The 16,372-nt window shown below is 46.3% G+C and carries 13 protein-coding genes; 2 read left to right on the plus strand and 11 right to left on the minus strand.

What is annotated here, in order from left to right:
- Positions 1 to 224: 224 nt before the first annotated feature.
- Entirely contained in the window at positions 225 to 1,415 is a 1,191-nt protein-coding gene (gene mnmA / locus GTQ38_RS08430; RefSeq protein WP_161435052.1) for a tRNA 2-thiouridine(34) synthase MnmA, read from the plus strand.
- Positions 1,416 to 1,669: 254 nt separating this feature from the next.
- Positions 1,670 to 2,623: an NAD(P)H-dependent flavin oxidoreductase gene (locus GTQ38_RS08435; protein ID WP_161435053.1), complete on the plus strand. Its 954-nt coding sequence runs from the start codon at positions 1,670 to 1,672 to the stop codon at positions 2,621 to 2,623.
- A gap of 15 nt (positions 2,624 to 2,638) precedes the next feature.
- Here GTQ38_RS08435 and GTQ38_RS08440 read toward each other — a convergent pair whose 3' ends face one another.
- The 11 genes from GTQ38_RS08440 to GTQ38_RS08490 form a co-directional block, all read right to left on the minus strand.
- Positions 2,639 to 3,319: an SCO family protein gene (locus tag GTQ38_RS08440; RefSeq protein ID WP_161435054.1), complete on the minus strand. Its 681-nt coding sequence runs from the start codon at positions 3,317 to 3,319 to the stop codon at positions 2,639 to 2,641.
- Between the two features lie 11 nt (positions 3,320 to 3,330).
- Positions 3,331 to 5,061: a tetratricopeptide repeat protein gene (locus GTQ38_RS08445; protein WP_161435055.1), complete on the minus strand. Its 1,731-nt coding sequence runs from the start codon at positions 5,059 to 5,061 to the stop codon at positions 3,331 to 3,333.
- Positions 5,062 to 5,262: 201 nt separating this feature from the next.
- The gene (locus GTQ38_RS08450) at positions 5,263 to 6,018 is read right to left on the minus strand and encodes an alpha/beta fold hydrolase (protein WP_161435056.1); all 756 of its coding nucleotides are present in this window, start codon (positions 6,016 to 6,018) and stop codon (positions 5,263 to 5,265) included.
- Between the two features lie 38 nt (positions 6,019 to 6,056).
- Positions 6,057 to 7,070, minus strand: coding sequence for a DUF3500 domain-containing protein (locus tag GTQ38_RS08455; RefSeq protein WP_161435057.1), 1,014 nt, complete (start codon positions 7,068 to 7,070; stop codon positions 6,057 to 6,059).
- A gap of 51 nt (positions 7,071 to 7,121) precedes the next feature.
- Entirely contained in the window at positions 7,122 to 10,532 is a 3,411-nt protein-coding gene (locus tag GTQ38_RS08460; protein WP_161435058.1) for a HEAT repeat domain-containing protein, read from the minus strand.
- Positions 10,529 to 10,747 (minus strand): hypothetical protein, encoded by a 219-nt coding sequence (locus tag GTQ38_RS08465; protein WP_161435059.1) that lies wholly within the window; start codon positions 10,745 to 10,747, stop codon positions 10,529 to 10,531. The genes GTQ38_RS08460 and GTQ38_RS08465 overlap by 4 nt, the downstream gene beginning before the upstream one ends.
- A gap of 201 nt (positions 10,748 to 10,948) precedes the next feature.
- Positions 10,949 to 12,331, minus strand: coding sequence for a glycoside hydrolase family 140 protein (locus GTQ38_RS08470; protein ID WP_161435060.1), 1,383 nt, complete (start codon positions 12,329 to 12,331; stop codon positions 10,949 to 10,951).
- 198 nt (positions 12,332 to 12,529) lie between these two features.
- Positions 12,530 to 13,330: a YybH family protein gene (locus GTQ38_RS08475; RefSeq protein WP_161435061.1), complete on the minus strand. Its 801-nt coding sequence runs from the start codon at positions 13,328 to 13,330 to the stop codon at positions 12,530 to 12,532.
- A gap of 143 nt (positions 13,331 to 13,473) precedes the next feature.
- On the minus strand, positions 13,474 to 14,418 hold the full coding sequence (locus GTQ38_RS08480; RefSeq protein ID WP_161435062.1) for an NAD-dependent epimerase/dehydratase family protein: 945 nt from the start codon (positions 14,416 to 14,418) through the stop codon (positions 13,474 to 13,476).
- Positions 14,419 to 14,489: 71 nt separating this feature from the next.
- On the minus strand, positions 14,490 to 14,855 hold the full coding sequence (locus tag GTQ38_RS08485) for a TspO/MBR family protein (protein WP_161435063.1): 366 nt from the start codon (positions 14,853 to 14,855) through the stop codon (positions 14,490 to 14,492).
- A gap of 185 nt (positions 14,856 to 15,040) precedes the next feature.
- On the minus strand, positions 15,041 to 16,372 hold the full coding sequence (locus GTQ38_RS08490) for a DUF58 domain-containing protein (RefSeq protein WP_161435064.1): 1,332 nt from the start codon (positions 16,370 to 16,372) through the stop codon (positions 15,041 to 15,043).

The raw sequence follows: 16,372 nt of genomic DNA on the forward strand, positions 1-16,372 counted from the left end.
GAAATCCTGTTTCAATGTCGTTGTTTGTAAAAGCCATTATATCTTAAATAATAGCGGCTACATCCCCAAGATGAATATTAAACGTCAGGTTGCGTTTGTTTAATATATTTTATAAAAAGTTTAACAAAATGAATTTAACCGTATTCCCGCTCCTAAAGGGTGAAACCAGCGGGAATTAGCTCTTAAAGCCTACTTTTTTGTACTTTTGCAGCTCAATTTGAGTGATGAAAAAAGTTGTAGTCGGACTTTCCGGAGGAGTTGATTCCAGTGTAGCTGCCTTTCTTCTTAAGGAACAGGGATATGAGGTTATCGGGCTGTTCATGAAGAACTGGCATGATGATAGTGTGACCATTTCCAATGAATGTCCGTGGCTTGAGGATAGTAACGACGCGCTAATTGTAGCGGAAAAACTTGGTGTCCCCTTTCAAACGGTCGATCTGAGTGCTGAATACAAGGAACGAATTGTGGATTATATGTTCCGGGAATACGAAATGGGCAGAACTCCTAACCCTGATGTCCTTTGTAACAGGGAGATCAAGTTTGATGTTTTTCTGAAAATCGCTTTACAGCTGGGGGCGGATTACGTGGCAACCGGCCATTATTGCCGTAAAGGTACTCTTGTCAATGCGGATGGATCTGAAACTTACCAGTTATTGGCTGGACTGGATGGAAACAAAGATCAGTCTTATTTCCTGTGTCAGCTTTCTCAGGACCAACTGGCCAAAACTCTCTTTCCTATAGGGGAACTGACCAAGCCGGAAGTCCGGAAGATAGCCGCGCAAAACGATCTGGTTACCGCCGAAAAAAAGGATTCTCAGGGATTGTGCTTTATCGGAAAAGTACGCTTGCCTGATTTTCTTCAACAAAAGCTTAAACCAAAAAAAGGAATCATCGTTGAAGTGCCGGCTAGTATCGCGCAATACGATAAGGTAACCCCTGACTTCAATTCCAAGGAAGAGGAACTGGCGTATCATGCAGAAAAACCTGCCTATTCCGTAGCGGATGGCATGGTGGTGGGAGAACACCAGGGAGCTCATTACTTTACCATAGGGCAGCGTAAAGGTCTTGATGTAGGCGGAACCAAAGAACCGCTGTTTGTAATAGACACAGATGTTGAAGAGAATGTGATCTACACCGGTCAGGGCAAACAACATCCGGGTTTGTACCGCAGAACACTTTTCGTTTCCGATGAAGAACTGCACTGGGTCAGAACTGATCTGGCTCTTGCATCCGATGAATCCATGAGGGTGAGGGCACGTATTCGATATCGTCAACCGCTGCAGTCCGCAGAATTGCACAAAATAGATGGTGGTCTTTACGTAGACTTTGAAGAGCCTCAATCTGCCATCACTGAAGGGCAATTTGTCGCCTGGTACCTGGAAGACGAATTGATAGGCTCGGGGGTGATTGGGTAGTATTCAGTTGGCAGTCCTCCTTCGCTGAAGCTACGGAGGATGAAATCAGTTGGCAGTCCTTCTTCGCTGAAGCTACGGAGGATGAAATCAGTGAACAGTCCTCCTTCGCTGAAGCTACGGAGGATGAAATCAGTTAACAGTCCTCCTTCGCTGAAGCTTCGGAGGATAAATTGTCTATCTTTTGCCTAAAACTTAAAACCTCTAATTGAACTTAAACTTATACTTGTATTTTCACTTACACTTATCCTTAAACCATGAAAAACCGCATCACTGAACTCTTCAATATTCAATACCCAATAATCCAGGCTGGGATGATCTGGGCTAGTGGCTGGCGACTGGCTTCGGCCGTCTCCAATGCGGGAGGTTTGGGTTTGATAGGGGCAGGAAGCATGTATCCGGAGGTGTTGCGCGAGCACATTCAGAAGTGTAAGCAGGCAACGGGCAAGCCGTTTGGGGTTAATGTGCCTATGCTTTACCCGGATATTGAAAAGTTGATGGAGATTATCCTGGAGTTAGGTGTAAAAATAGTTTTCACCTCGGCAGGCAACCCAAAGACCTGGACGAAATACCTTAAGGAAAACGGAATTACGGTGGTTCATGTGGTAAGCAGTGTAAGGTTCGCGCTGAAGGCCCAAGAAGCCGGAGTGGATGCCATAGTAGCGGAAGGCTTTGAGGCAGGTGGACATAACGGCAGGGATGAGACCACTACCTTAACCCTTATTCCCGCGGTTAGTGAGAAAATTAGCATCCCCCTGATAGCTGCCGGAGGTATTGCTACGGGGCAGGCCATGTTGGCCGCGATGGTACTAGGTGCGGATGGAGTACAACTGGGAAGCAGATTTGTGGCAAGCAATGAAGCCTCTTCCCATCAACTATTTAAGGAAAAGGTCGTTGAAGCCGGCGAGGGTGATACCCACCTGACACTTAAGGAATTGGCCCCGGTAAGGCTTATTAAGAACAAGTTTTACAATGACATACAACAGGCCTATGCCAATGGTGCTGACGCGGACCAGCTCCGGGAACTGCTGGGAAGGGCCAGGGCGAAACGCGGCATGTTCGAGGGTGATTTGGAAGAGGGGGAATTGGAGATAGGCCAGGTTTCAGCCCTTATCCACGATATCAGGCCTGCCGCAGAGATCGTTGAAGAACTGATGCGCGAATTCAGATTGAGCAAAGAATCGATTCAGACCGCTAAATTTAAAGTCTGAAAAGGTTGCAGCATGCTAACCGGGATCGGCATACTCAGATTCCAATAGTTTTTCAATATCCGAGATTATGCGTTCTAACTCTTCGTCCTTTGTCCCATCGTAGACCCCTCGTATTCTTTTATCCGGATCCACCAGTATAAAATTTGGGGAGTGAATAAAATCCTGTAGCAGGCCATCACCTTCATCGGTAACCGCGAAGAACTGCTTTCTTGCCAGATCATAAATGTGTTCTTTATCCCCGGTACAGAGATGCCATTTTCCCTGGATTGCCTGATATTCGTTGGCGTAAGCTTTGAGCACCGCGATGCTGTCATATTCCGGGGTAACTGATATCGAAAGCAGTTTTAGCATAGGCTCCTCACGAAAATACGCCTGTAGTTTCTCCATGTTTCGGCTCATCACCGGACAAATGCTGGGGCAGCGGGTAAAGAAAAAGTCAGCCACGAATAGCTTTCCCTGGAAATTCTCCGGGCCTATGGTATCTCCGTCCTGGTCTATCAGAGAAAAATCCCCTATCCTGTGGTTGGCCCTTATATGCCTCAGGTCCGGATGTACATATTCCGGATTAAGGCCATTTGGTTGATAAACAGGCAGACTGCTCTCAGGTTTATCCTTCCCCAGATAAAGCCATATGGCAATGGCGGCAGCCACAGCTACCGGGACCAGTGCTGAGATTGATCTTCTTTTGATGCCCATTTTTAGGATGGCTACAAGACAGAGTTGTCAATTTCAATGTCTGCGTGCTGCCAGGCCTTGTCAAACCGGGCTTTTACCTTGTCGGCCTCCGAATCTTTCCCCTGAGCTTTCAGGCTTTGGTATAATCCCATCAGGGACCAGCCATTTTCACGAAGTTTTTCCAAATCCTCCAGGTAAACCTTTTCGGCCTCAGCGTACTTTTCCGCCTTCATAAACAATGCGCCAAGGGTCTGTCTGGTCGGAATATGCCATGCGGCAGGTTCGCTGTAAACCAGCTGGTCCTCCAGCGTAACAGCCTCCTTTAAATGACCGATAGCAGCGTCCAGGTCGCCTTCGGCAGCCGCTACCTCTCCCGCGACTACATGATATGCGACTGCGGCAATCGTTGAGGACGGATTGGTGTAGTTGGCGATGATCTGCTCTAAGTCGGGATCCGCTTTCATAGTTTTAAGGGCCTCCAGTTCCTCAGTAGCTTCCTTTAGGTTCTCTTTGCGTAAAAATGCAATACCACGGGAATAGTGCCAGATAAGCTTGAGATGTTTGTACTGATCTCCGGGATAGGGTACCGTAAGAATCTGGTTCCAGTCCCCAAACCGTGTATAGGCCAGAAGGGGAGTAGAGGCAAAATCCTGTAGAAAATGCAGATTGGCCAATTCACCAATAGGTACTTTTTCCGCTGTTTTTTTGGCAGCATCAATAGCTGTCTCACTATTGCCCAGTAAGCTCGCTGCAGACCAGAGAAAGTGCAGGTTATGAGGATAGTAGCCCAAAGGATACATACCTTGAGTAAAACACTGAGAAATATAATCCTCATCAGCCAGAATGGCATTCTGATTCGCTTTGACCGCATCCTCGTAACGCCCTACCCGTATATAAATATGGGATGGCATATGTACCAGGTGTCCGGCAGCAGGCATCAGCCCGCCTAAACGATCTGCACTTGGCACGGCCAGATCCGGCTTGGGAAGTTCTACCATATGAATGTAATAATGGTGTGCCCCCGGATGGTCCGGATTTAGCTCCATGGCTTTCTCCAGGGCAGCCTTTGCCTTTAGGGTATTGGGTGCAGGATTACCATCGTTATCCCAGTAGTTCCAAGGCATGGTGTTCATCACCGAGGCAGCGTATAATGTCTGGATATCCGCGTCATCCGGATAATCGCCAGCTACTTTTTCCATGGCAACCATATAGGCCTTATTCAATTCCTGAATGTCTTTAGTAAGATCCGCACTGTACCTGGACGCCAATGCACCAATTAATGCCTGCTCTTTTTTGCTAACATTCCCGGTCATTTTACTGGCCTTTTCCAGCGCTTCAACGCATTTTTGCTTTCTTTCGTCATCCGGCAAGGCATCGTTAATATTGGGTCCGAGTGCATAAGCCTGCCCCCAGTAGGTCATGGCGGAATTCGGATCCAGACGCGAAGCTTCCATAAAGGCCCTATGGGCTTCCGCATGATTAAAGGCGTAGGTCAATCTTATGCCCTGATTAAAAAAATCCTGGGCTGGTTTATGAGCTGTACTGATCTCAAATTGATGATTACCCAGATTCTCAAAGAGTGGAGCGATCTGTTTGGTGGTGTCTACGTCTTTCAGTAAATATTTCGCAACGGTGCATTTAATACCGTAAAATGAAGCTTTTTGTGATGCTTCATAGGAGCTCTCCGGTTTGCTACTGGTTTCTAAGTATACTGCAAGTACTATCACAGCAGCACATAAAACCAAACTCAGTTTTGTTTTCATGCTATTGAAATTAAGGTTGTTTAAACTCTAAAGGGGGAATTTTGAAGATTAGGGCTGGCAAATAATATGCAATGAACTTCAGGCGACTAAAGATAACGATTTTGTGAGAGTTTTTTATAAACTAAACGAAGGGCCCGGAACGAATACTTCTGAGGTCAGGCGTGGCGGGACCTCAGACAAAAAATCAGATCTTAATACGTTCTATTTATTCAAAAAAGCCAAAGAACGCTTTAAAAATTCTGCCTCGTATTTGCCCTTAATTGGAATATGTCCCTGACCAGGCACAATCCAACTCTCAGCTTTTCCAAGATTTTCATGCATCTGCTTCACCACTTCCGTTGGTAAAACCGCATCTTCTTCTCCGTTTATCAGCAGGGTTTTGGTCGGGATGTTCCTGAGGTCTTCCGGACTCATTCGGATCTCATAATTGAGGTCGGGATCAAAAAGGGAGCGTATCTGCGCTTCTCCATGATGATGGTTTTTGCGTAGGTCTTCAAGGAACTCAGGTGGCAGGTTCTCAAAATCAAAAGTCTCGTTTTCTTCAAAATTGTCTTTCCCGCTGTAGTTGTGGATCGCACTGATAAGTATCATGGATCTGATACGTTCAGGATGATCTTTGGCCAGTTTTAAGAGAGCCAGACTTCCATAGCTGAGTCCTATTCCCTGGATTGTCTTAAGATTCAGGGTATCCATCAGGCCAATAATATCTTTCTTAACCAGTTCCAGAGAAAAATCGTCGGTCAGCGGAGAACTGCGTCCATGCCCCCTTAGATCCACCAGGATAACCTTGAATTTATCAGCAAAGCTTTTGACATAGTCTTTCCAGAACAAGGAGCTTTGCGTCCAACCGTGTAGCATCATCAGGGGTTCACCTTCCCCGTAGATCTCACAATACAAACGCACACCATTAATTTCAAGATATTCTTTTTCAGGGTGTTCCTGGGCCAGTGTATTCATACTTCCCCATAATAATAGGATATAGATAAACGGGTGTTTCAATGGCTTTTTTTATAGTGTTCCTTGAGCAAGTCGGCACCAAAGTCGTTGGTCAGATCCCGAACCACAGTATGTACATGGTTCGCATCGTTCTGAGTATTGGCGTACTCTATCAACAGGCTCGGGCCCTGAATGCGGTAGTAGTGTCCCGCTCCCGGGCTTAAACTACCCGCCCAGGCGAAATGTAGATTTTCCAAACCAGACTCTTTGACCTTATTTAGAAGGTTTACAGCGAATCGATGCTCGTAATTTCCGGTATATGTCTGTAAAAGATCCATAAAAACACTTTGCTGATCTTCAGTAAGATCAGCATAGGAGATCCCCTTCGGATCCAGTTCAGCAGCTTCTCTTTTGTTGCTGGTGATTATCTCACGGGGCGGTCTTTCGGAGAAACGCGCTTTAGTAAGTTGAGTATCGGACAGGGCGTTAACCAACTTAAACCCCAGGGCAGTCTCCGCTTTTAGTACTTCTTTCCCCTTGGATTTTCCAGAAGGCACAATAGCGGGGTTTGCTCCCATGAATGAGGGGGTCGCAGATTGAATATCCGATTTAGTGGCAACAAAGTTCAGCGATAAATGATGACCTTCAAATCGCCAGCCCCAGAACTTGCCTTCTTCAGGATTGCCGAAAATTGTAAAGTGATAATTTAACTCATCACGCATCGGTGAGCCATCGGACATTTTTAAACGGTCGTTTTCCAAAACCTTTAGTATAGCTTCCAATGACATGATCTCTGTCGCTTTCCAATAGCCCTTTTCACTTAAAGAAGCCCTGAGTAGTTTTAGCGCTGCCTGTTTCTGCTCCTCATTAAAGTCGTGAAAACTTGGACCCTTTCGGAAAACAGGTACGAAGTTGAAATTCATACGCTCCTCGTCGTTGAGCTCAAAAAAAGTTTGTTCTCTCAAATCATCGGTTAGCGTACCGGCGAACTCCGTGGCCAGTACATCTAAACCCTGTGCAACAGCCTGCGAAAGAGACCAGCAGCAAACTAAAAAAAATATGACGCTTTTCATTCCTAAATCCTTTTTTTGTCCTTTTACAAAATCTGCCAGGCTTTCCGTTGCCTAGCTACCCTTCAGGCTCCCCAGGAATTCCATAAGGTCCCTGATCTCTCTTTTAGATAACACTTGTCCCATGGCTGGCATAGCTGATGGCATGTTCTCTCTTTTAGCTATTCGTGAAATGGCTATTTCCATAGGTTCTGCATCTGAGGTGCGAAGTATGATCTCCTGCTCATTTTCTTCGGCCAGCACTCCGGAAACCACTTGTCCGTCCCTTAAGGTCAGGACCACAGAACCGTAACCAGGAGCCAGGCGGGCGCCGGGCTCTATCAGAGACTGAAGCAATTCTTCCCGGGTTAACAAACTCGCAATATTATCCAGGGGAGGACCAACTTTACCTCCTGCTCCATCCAGGGCGTGACACCTCACACATTGCGCTCCGGGATGATTCTTAAATACCGAAGACCCCGGCCACCAACTTCCTCCGTATAAGGTTTCTTTGAACGAATCCACTGTATAACCCCCGCCTTTCAGAACCTCTAGATCAGCAATCAGCGATTCCGATCCGGTGACCTCAATAGCTTCTATGAGATCCAGTATCACTCCAGGGTCCAGCTTATTGCGGGCACCCAGTCTTATCAGGCTTCTCAAGGCATCTTCGCTTTGTGAAAGGGATAGTTCCCCTAAAACCCCGATCATTCTTTGTTGTTCCCTTAAGGAACCAGTGCTAAATATTGGATCTACAATAGCCGGTAAGTCTTCCCGGGTCAATTGCAACTTAGGAATCAATCCAACCGCGGCTGCTCGTACATTTTCTTCCCGATCGCGCATACCGGATTTCATTAAGGCTGCAATGCCGTCATCGTCCAGTTCGCCCAGGCAGTTGAGCATGGCTGCCCTGACCGCTGGAGATTTATGCCGGTTGAAAAGCCTTTTAAGTTCCGGGTTGAGACTCGTTATTTTCAATGAACTTATGACCTTAGCCGCTCCGATAAGCATATTCTCATCCTGATCACCAAGAAAAACGGGAAGATCAGCTTCAATCTTCTGCTTCACGATCTCCGGATCCCTTTGGATCTCGCCGCGATAGCGTCCGTCTACCCGGTCCAGTACCGAAGGACTGGACCAGGTCCCAATGGCTGCAAGGGCTTCCCCCCGAAGGTTACCCGGGACCTCCGCCCGCTTTGCAAAAGCGATCAGCAATTCCAGTTCTCTTTCTCCACCCACCCGAAGTGCGGCATTGATACTGCGACGCAACAGGGGTTCCGAACTGAAACGTTCATCTGCCAATAACGAGGCCAATGCCGGCAGGGCTTTTTCTATGGACCAATCGTCATTGATAGCCCTTGCTGCTTCAGTAACGATATATTCATCAGCGTCGTTCAAAAATTCCGCTACACCAGGATGCTGTAACCTTCTAAGAACAAGGACTGCGGCAATCCTCAGACTCCTGTTTTCGCTATTTACAAGCTTTAATACCTCATCCGCAGCATTGATTCGCGATAGGGCCAGAACTGCTGCATGACGTATGTAAACATCTTCATCATTATTTGTTACTACAAGTTCCAGAAGAGGGTCGGTGGCTGCCTGGTGTTCTATCCTGCCCAATGCCTGGGCGGCGAAGAACTGCACCCTGGGGTGCTCTGATTTTAAAAGGGGAATCAGTCCTTCAGCGGCTGGAGCATATTTCAGGTCTCCAATTACTTTGGCTGCCTGTGCGACGATTTCCGGATCAGGATCTTGTAGCATGGCGAGCAAAGGCTCCGCCTTGCGGGTCTTTTCTGCCGCGATTTGTCCAATACCCCAAATGGCGTGGATCCGTGCAAATTGGTCTGTATTCTCTTCAAGCACCCTTTTAAATGCCCGGTATCCCCAGAAAGTACGATTTGCAAGTTCAAATTGAGCCTTTCTCCGGATCCTCAAGTCCGGGAAACTTAGTAGCGAACTTAGTTCATCAGTTCCTGCATCCTTGTAATTAAAGGTCATTAAGCGTTCGGTTTCCGCACGTTGTGCGTCCAAATCGTTTTTGTCTGCTTCAACATCCAGTTTCCAGATCCTTCCATAATTTTTTGTACCCCAGCCATTTATCCAGTCGGCCAGGTATAAAGCTCCGTCCGGTCCGAATTGTAACCCGGTGGGTAAAACTCCACTGAGCACATCAATTTCCGAATCAAGCTCAAATGAAGCCCCTTTGGGTTTGAGATCGAACGACCAGATATGCGAGAGGGCGGGATCCCCAACGAATTCCACCAAAAAGAACTTGTTTAGCCAGTCTTTACCGAGAGCTGTACCCGGATTGTAGACCATACCTGTTGGACCATTGTGATAATTCTGAATTGGGGGGATGATATATGCCGCCTGACCTTCCCAGCGCGGGACGTAAAGCTTCTCGTCCATCCACACATTATAACCGTTGTTATTCGGGTCCGTGTATTTTCCGTACTGCCAATTGGAACGCCAGCCAGCATCAGAACCTTCCACAATATGGACCAGCCTCTCGCTTTCCCCTCGGTGGTCACCATCATTATCAGAAGATATGATGTTACCGTAAGCATCAAAAACAAATTCATGGGTATTCCTCAACCCTCGCGCGAAGACCTCAAAATTACTGCCATCGGGATTGCAACGAACGATCATACCCTGATTGGGGAGATGATGTTTTTCTCCTGAAACGGTGGTAATGCTGGCCCCAATATCTCCTATGCCCCAATAGATCTTTCCATCCGGACCTTCAACAGCTCCGGACATACCATGAGCTCCAAATCCTATATGCACGGCAAAACCATGGGCAATAGAGGTTTTGGTATCGAGAACTCCATCCTCATTGGTATCTTTCAATCGCCACATATCCGGCCCTATTCCTACAAAAACATCTTCATCCCTCACCAACAAAGCCCCGGCAACATCCGTTATTTCCTCGTTGAAATCTTCAAGGATCCGGGTAGAGAGGTCGGCCAGGCCGTCTTTATCAGTATCTACCAGTTTCCAAACCTCGTCCTTTTCTACTTTCAGGTCCCGCCAGTCGTGGATGCTATCGTTGTTGAGATCGGGAAACCAGTTGTTTTCTTCGCTGCGTTCCGGGGCAAAGGTTTCCCTTAAAAAGGCACGCCTGTCTTCGACCGTTTGAAAGGAGATTGAAGGAGTCATCCAGTCTCTGTGTCCCCGAATGTCAAATTCGGAATTCTTTTGTCTATTAGTACTGGTAAGATATACATTGCCCTCATTATCCATATCTATGGTGATAGGATCCGGCGCCAGGGAATCAGAAGCCCATAAGCTCAGGGTGAGACCTTCGGCGATCTTGGGAGCAATTGAGGCGCGACTTGTTTCGGCCAGGCTTAGTGCCGTGGTTGAATCCTGGCTAACGGTTAAGGGGATCTCTTTCGGTATCTCAGGCCCTTGCTTGCAGGAGTTTACAAGCATCATCCCACTAAGAAATGCTGTCAGTATGGAGTAACTTTTTGTTCTTGTCATTTGGTCATTAAGTATATGCTGTTGTCTTTTTTTGCCGGTTCGCTTGATATGATCTGTCCCCCGGTATCCAGATTTTTCAGATAAAGTAATGCCTGAGATCTCAGTGTCAGTCCTAACTGTTCCTGGGGAGCTATTTCAGAAGATCCGGGCATTATTTTTGCCCTGTTGCCTTGAACGGATCCAAGTAACAGCGGCAACGAAAGAAAGTGAATCATAATCGGCCAGGTTTTGCTCTTTGAAGATAGTGAATTCGAAGGACAGTGAAATCGTTGTAGTAACATTTTGTGAGCGGCTTAACTAATGAGGTCCTTACTGTGAACCCGGTAACTATCAAGGTATCGGCGGAAGAAGTTGTATCCCGGATATTTTTTTGGGACAGGGCGGCACTTGGTTCGCTTATAGCCAAGCCGTTAAATTCACTCGCTGCTACCTGGCGGGGAGAAATTCATCCCCTGATCATCAATTACAAGTACCCAATCCTGGCCTTTGCCAGAAGATGGCGGACTGATGTTGAGTATTTTTTTGCTAAGGTCCGGTCCAGGGAAATGTACCCCGGTCCGCGGATCGTACCAGTTACTTTCCAGTGCGTTGCCTCTTAAGGAACTCAGATCAACAGCTGTGGTTTTACCTGTCGGGAAATAGATCATCATATAGGAGCCGGAACGATCTCCTGTTGCAATAACGTAGTCGTCGTTTTCCTCTTGCTGCTCCTGGACGATTCCCTGTAGCGGGATACGACTTAAAAATGGTCTTGAAAGCATCAGGTTTTTAAGGTGTTTTACCTGATTTGCCATCGGCAGATCCAGTGCTACTGGCCAGGGCCTAAGCGGACCATTGATCCCTTCCCTTTCAAGACTGTACATCTGCCAGACGTTGTGGCAACCATAAGATTGCCCAAAACCTCCTGCGAATACGTTCCAGTACATAATACGGCGAATGTCTGCCGGATCACTGTATCCCAACTCTTTAGCGTTAAAACAGTTTGGGTGTTCTTCATAAAGCGGTTCCCCGTCCAGGACGGGTTTGGCAGGGCTCAATTCATAGTCGTGCCGGATGTGCTTATATGTTCCCTGATTGGCGCAGTGCCCGGTTTGATGCATATTGAAATCCAACCATGGCTGCTCGTGAAACCAGGTGGAGGAGCCTCCCAGTTTCCTGGGCTGTGGATGATAACTCATAAGGGTGTTTTCGTATCCACCGGCTACTTCGGCAATTCCTTCGGCCATGGCGTTCCAAACAGCCACATCATCAGTTCCTTCCCTGGGGTTTCTGTCTCCTCCTATGATCCAAATGATATTGTCCTGCTCCTTGTAGCGCTTGCCTATCCATTTTCCAAACTCTCTGGCATTCTCCACGTTGAAAACCTCAGGGCCAACGCCCCAACTGTTTTTAAATAGTTTATCTCCCCAGGTCGGAAGTAAAGCAATATACATGCCCAGTGAATCTGCCATTTTTATAACCTTATCCACATGTTCAAAATACTTTGGATTAGGAGAAGCGGGATCGTCGTTGTTTAGTGGGGTTTGCCCGTAAGGGTTCGGGCTATGCAAACCGTCCAGCTCTGCAAGAGCTACTGCCTGAATCACATTGAAACCCTGTTCCGATCGCTTATTAAGATACATTTTGGCCTCTTTCATATCGCATCGGTGGAACAACTCCCATGCAGTGTCTGCCATCCAGAAAAACGGTTCCCCATCTTCCGTGACCAAATACCTTTGATTGTCACTGACCCTGAGTTTTTGGGCGGCAACGGTAGTCATTAAAAGACATAGACAAAGCGTAAATAGAATGCGAAACATGGACAGATCTTTTGAAGGTAAAAAATAGGGATAATAGTTGATTTTGCAGCGCTTGAAGGAAGTAAATTACAGGATGTGTTATTGTCAACTGCTTATTTTCTGGTAAAGGTTAAGACAGAACTTGTAATTAGGAGTATTGGACAATCATAAGCTTAGTTGATTCCATGGGGAAGAAGCCCCTGCTTTCAACCGGATCATCTATAGATTCGAGTCCATTAAGATACGCCATTCGCCTTCTGGTCCCTTTTGCCATATCAACACGTATTTGCCGCCGTAAGATCCGGAGCATTGCCCAATTTCAAAGGCTAAATTCTCATCAACGGGCCCGCGGATCAAAGGAGTTAGTTTCAGGCTATAGTTTTCTTGGTTCATATAGGCATATTCGCGGGCAATGTCCAAATGTCCGATCACTACAGGCTTGTGATTGTAGTAGATAGCGTTTTCCGTATACAACTCCTTTACCAGTTCCTCAGCCTTATGCGCATTGCAGAGTTTCATCCAATCCTCCCTGCGTGTTTCAATCACGGCCGGAAAGGATTGCGATTCATCCGCTTTAGCAATGAATTCCAATTCTCGCAGCGGGCTCCCGCCAGAACTGTTCCATATCACCAGCGACTTAAACAGTTGCCCATCCGATGTCCAAAATTGGGCGATCTCGTAATTGATGGTTGAGTCCCGCTGAGTTGGCAGAACTCCCAAACTGCTCAGAGAATCAACTTGTAGCCGCTGCATCTTATGTTTTTTTGCAATGACCATATGGCCATTAAATACTTCTCCGGAGCGATTTACTGCCACCGCTTCTTCCATATAGGCTGTAAAAAGAGAGTCCGGTAGCTTGTTTAGCAACTCCACCCAGCGGGCGTTGCGCGTATTCTTTTCCGCTTGTTGCTCAACTACTGGTTCTACGGTCAGGTCTTCGGTTGATTGAGGTTTCTTTTCCCGGCAGGAAGACATGCAGAAAAGGATCAGCAAACCCATAAGTAGTGAAACATATCTCATTGATCCATTGTTTTGTACCGAAAAAATAACTGGAATGTCATGATAATTGTGCGGAGGAGATATAAGATTCCGCAAGCCGCGCTTAAACTGCCCGGGAAGGGCCACTTGCATGTTCATGTTGAAAGCCTGATTGATGAATACCTTTAAAGATAGTCAACTTTTTTAAAGTCGGCCTCCACAATTTCCCGAATGCCTTGCTCGTAAGGTGTCGGCCTGAAGTCAAACCGACTTTCGAATTTGCCACTTTGGAATATATAATCCCGGTCATACTGATAAATCATCTCAACAAGTTCTTTCATAATGGGTACAAACAATCCCAAAACGCGAACGGTGAACCTGGATGCCAACTGGTAGCGTGGACTTACACCTAAAGCCTGAGCGATCCTTTCTATCCACTCTTTACCGGTTGGGGGGTCGGAAGCAGTAGGTAAATGCCAGACCTGGTTATAGGCATCCTCCGTATTCCCCAATAGAGCCGTTGCCTTTCCGGCGTCCGGGGTGTAGGTAAAGGAGTGTTTGAACTGAAGCGAGCCCAACCAGTTCGCTTTTTTTCCCTGATGCAGATTTTTGAATACGGTTTCTCTTAGAATGCCGTTTTTACCAACGCCAGGGCCGTAGTAATCGGCACATCTGGCAATCAGTGCTTTGATGCGCCCTTCTGCTGCTGCATTCAGGATCTTATTGGCGACAATTGCCCTGACCTTTCCTTTTTTACTGGAAGGATGGATGGGTGTTTCCTCAGTCATATCGTTGAGATAGGCAGGATCGTACATATAGATATTGTCAAAAAAGACCAGCCTGGAATTATGATCTTCACAGGCGGAGATAACATCATCTATAAACGGTGGCCAAAGGGCCTTCCATACCTTGGCATTATAAGGGAATCCTATGGTGACGTAAACTACCTCAGAACCCTCGACCGCCTTTTGGACTTCGTCTGTTTTCGTAAGATCAGCGAGGTGTAGTTGATCGGTTGGGTTCACTTTCTCAGGATTGCGACTTACCAACCGAATGGCATCCGTATAAGCTTTCAGGGCTTTGGCAAGCTCTGTGGCAATAATTCCTCCAGAACCCAGAATAGTCTGCATAAATAATTTTCAAGGGTTAATGTGGATTGCGTTTAGCGCAAGTCCAAAACTGTCTTAGGGGACAAGGAGTTTCAAGGCTGATCTATGAGCATTACCCCAACATAAATCGTGGCGATGAACAACCAGACCACCTGAGGGATCATGAAGCGGGAGAGCTGCTGTGAGATAGATTTTAACCTGGTCATATAGGCCACGGTTATCAGCAAGGTTACAATATTCCCGATAATTCCAACTTCCGGATTCGTAAAAAAGGAAGTATATAGAGGGTATAAGCTTACAAGGACAAGCAAGAACAGCCCTAGTATAAAAGAGGGATTAGAACTACCTTTTTTTCTGTAAATCTGGAATAACACCCCTACCATGATCAGGGATAATAAGACCCAAACAGCACCAGCCACCCCATCTATCCAGGATAAATATGAGAGAAAGCTCTTCATTTTCAGTGAGTATTCAGTTAGCACTTCAATATACTAAAGTTTTCTCATTTTTTGTTGATAAAATGTTAATAACTTGAGCTGTGCCAGAGTTAAAATGGCTTGTCTAAAAATTGCTTTGCGAAATCCCTTACCGGGAGCTCGGAATGTATACGGATTTTGCTTTGAATATTCTGATCGAATATTGTCTAAATAAGGCCTCGCGCCTTGATTTCCAGGTATTTGTTGATGGTATTGATGGTAAGGTTCTCCGGCTTGGTCAGTATGGTCTGAATTCCGTATTGCTGCAGTTCTTTTTGCATCAGGCGTTTTTCCAGGGAAAACTTTTCCGCTATGGTTTTATGGTAGATGGCCTGCAGATCTTCGGCATCCTCAGCTATGAGCTTTTCAAGCTCCGTATTTTCAAAGAAAATGACCACCAAAACATGTTTTTTTGAAAGTGCAAGCAGATAGGGAAGTTGTCTTTTTAAGGCTGAAATATGCTCAAAGTTAGTATAAAGTAACAGCAGGCTTCTGTGTGTGATTTTCCGTTTTACATGGGCGTACAGCAAACCAAAGTCCGAATCTGAAAAATCCGTGTTGATATTATATAGCTTTTCGAGCAGGGTATTCAGGTGGGTCAGTTTCTGGCTCGCCTGAACATAATTGTCCACCTTTTTGGAAAAGGTCAGCATCCCGGTCTTATCATTCCTTTTTAAGGCAACGTTGGAAAACGCAAGCGTAGCGTTGATCGCGTAATCCAGGAGCTTCAGGCCGTTAAAAGGCATTTTCATGACACGTCCGGTATCTATGATCGAAAAGATCGGTTGTGATCTTTCGTCCTGATACTGGTTAACCATTAGCTGGCTCTGCTTGGCTGTAGCCTTCCAGTTTATGGTACGGATATCATCTCCTTTTACGTATTCCTTGATCTGCTCAAACTCCTGGGTATGCCCGATCCGCCTTATTTTCTTAAGTCCGTATTCCGTAAGGCGATTGTTGATCGCCAGAAAATCGTACTTCTGCATCTGAATAATGCTTGGGTACACCGGTACCATTAGTCCCTTTTGGAATACAAAACGCCTCCTGGCGATCTGAAGGGGGGAGGAAACAAATACGTTGAGGTTGCCAAAGACGTATTCCCCGCGGTCCACCGGTCGAACTACATATTCAAAGCTGCGTTTTTCGCCTTTAATTACACTTGATTTATATTCAAAATCCCGCTTTTGAAATTGTACAGGGAGTTCGTCAATAATCGATACAGAAACTTTGAAAGGATATTTGGATTCAAAATGAACTTCAATGGGGTTGGTGTCACTGTTCGAAAGTTTATTCGGAGCCTGTCTGCCAGCTTCAAGCCCGCTTGCTGAACCGTAAAGCAGGGCGATGTCAAATAAAAAAAGCCCCAAAAGCACCAGGGTTAGGATCCAGCTTATCGGATACAGCCAGGAGAACCAATAAGACAGCACAAAGGATGCGGCCAATACCGCGAGATATCTGAAAAATGTGTTGTGTATATATAACGATCTCAGAAAAGTCAT

The organism is Poritiphilus flavus, assembly GCF_009901585.1.
GTDB classification, from domain to species: Bacteria; Bacteroidota; Bacteroidia; order Flavobacteriales; family Flavobacteriaceae; genus Poritiphilus; species Poritiphilus flavus.

What these genes read in the sequence shown, in the direction of transcription:
- mnmA (WP_161435052.1), top strand. Translation starts at nt 225, where the DNA reads ATGAAAAAAGTTGTAGTCGGACTTTCCGGAGGAGTTGATTCCAGTGTA.
- GTQ38_RS08435 (WP_161435053.1), top strand. Translation starts at nt 1,670, where the DNA reads ATGAAAAACCGCATCACTGAACTCTTCAATATTCAATACCCAATAATC.
- GTQ38_RS08440 (WP_161435054.1), bottom strand. Translation starts at nt 3,319, where the DNA reads ATGGGCATCAAAAGAAGATCAATCTCAGCACTGGTCCCGGTAGCTGTG.
- GTQ38_RS08445 (WP_161435055.1), bottom strand. Translation starts at nt 5,061, where the DNA reads ATGAAAACAAAACTGAGTTTGGTTTTATGTGCTGCTGTGATAGTACTT.
- GTQ38_RS08450 (WP_161435056.1), bottom strand. Translation starts at nt 6,018, where the DNA reads ATGAATACACTGGCCCAGGAACACCCTGAAAAAGAATATCTTGAAATT.
- GTQ38_RS08455 (WP_161435057.1), bottom strand. Translation starts at nt 7,070, where the DNA reads ATGAAAAGCGTCATATTTTTTTTAGTTTGCTGCTGGTCTCTTTCGCAG.
- GTQ38_RS08460 (WP_161435058.1), bottom strand. Translation starts at nt 10,532, where the DNA reads ATGACAAGAACAAAAAGTTACTCCATACTGACAGCATTTCTTAGTGGG.
- GTQ38_RS08465 (WP_161435059.1), bottom strand. Translation starts at nt 10,747, where the DNA reads ATGATTCACTTTCTTTCGTTGCCGCTGTTACTTGGATCCGTTCAAGGC.
- GTQ38_RS08470 (WP_161435060.1), bottom strand. Translation starts at nt 12,331, where the DNA reads ATGTTTCGCATTCTATTTACGCTTTGTCTATGTCTTTTAATGACTACC.
- GTQ38_RS08475 (WP_161435061.1), bottom strand. Translation starts at nt 13,330, where the DNA reads ATGAGATATGTTTCACTACTTATGGGTTTGCTGATCCTTTTCTGCATG.
- GTQ38_RS08480 (WP_161435062.1), bottom strand. Translation starts at nt 14,418, where the DNA reads ATGCAGACTATTCTGGGTTCTGGAGGAATTATTGCCACAGAGCTTGCC.
- GTQ38_RS08485 (WP_161435063.1), bottom strand. Translation starts at nt 14,855, where the DNA reads ATGAAGAGCTTTCTCTCATATTTATCCTGGATAGATGGGGTGGCTGGT.
- GTQ38_RS08490 (WP_161435064.1), bottom strand. Translation starts at nt 16,372, where the DNA reads ATGACTTTTCTGAGATCGTTATATATACACAACACATTTTTCAGATAT.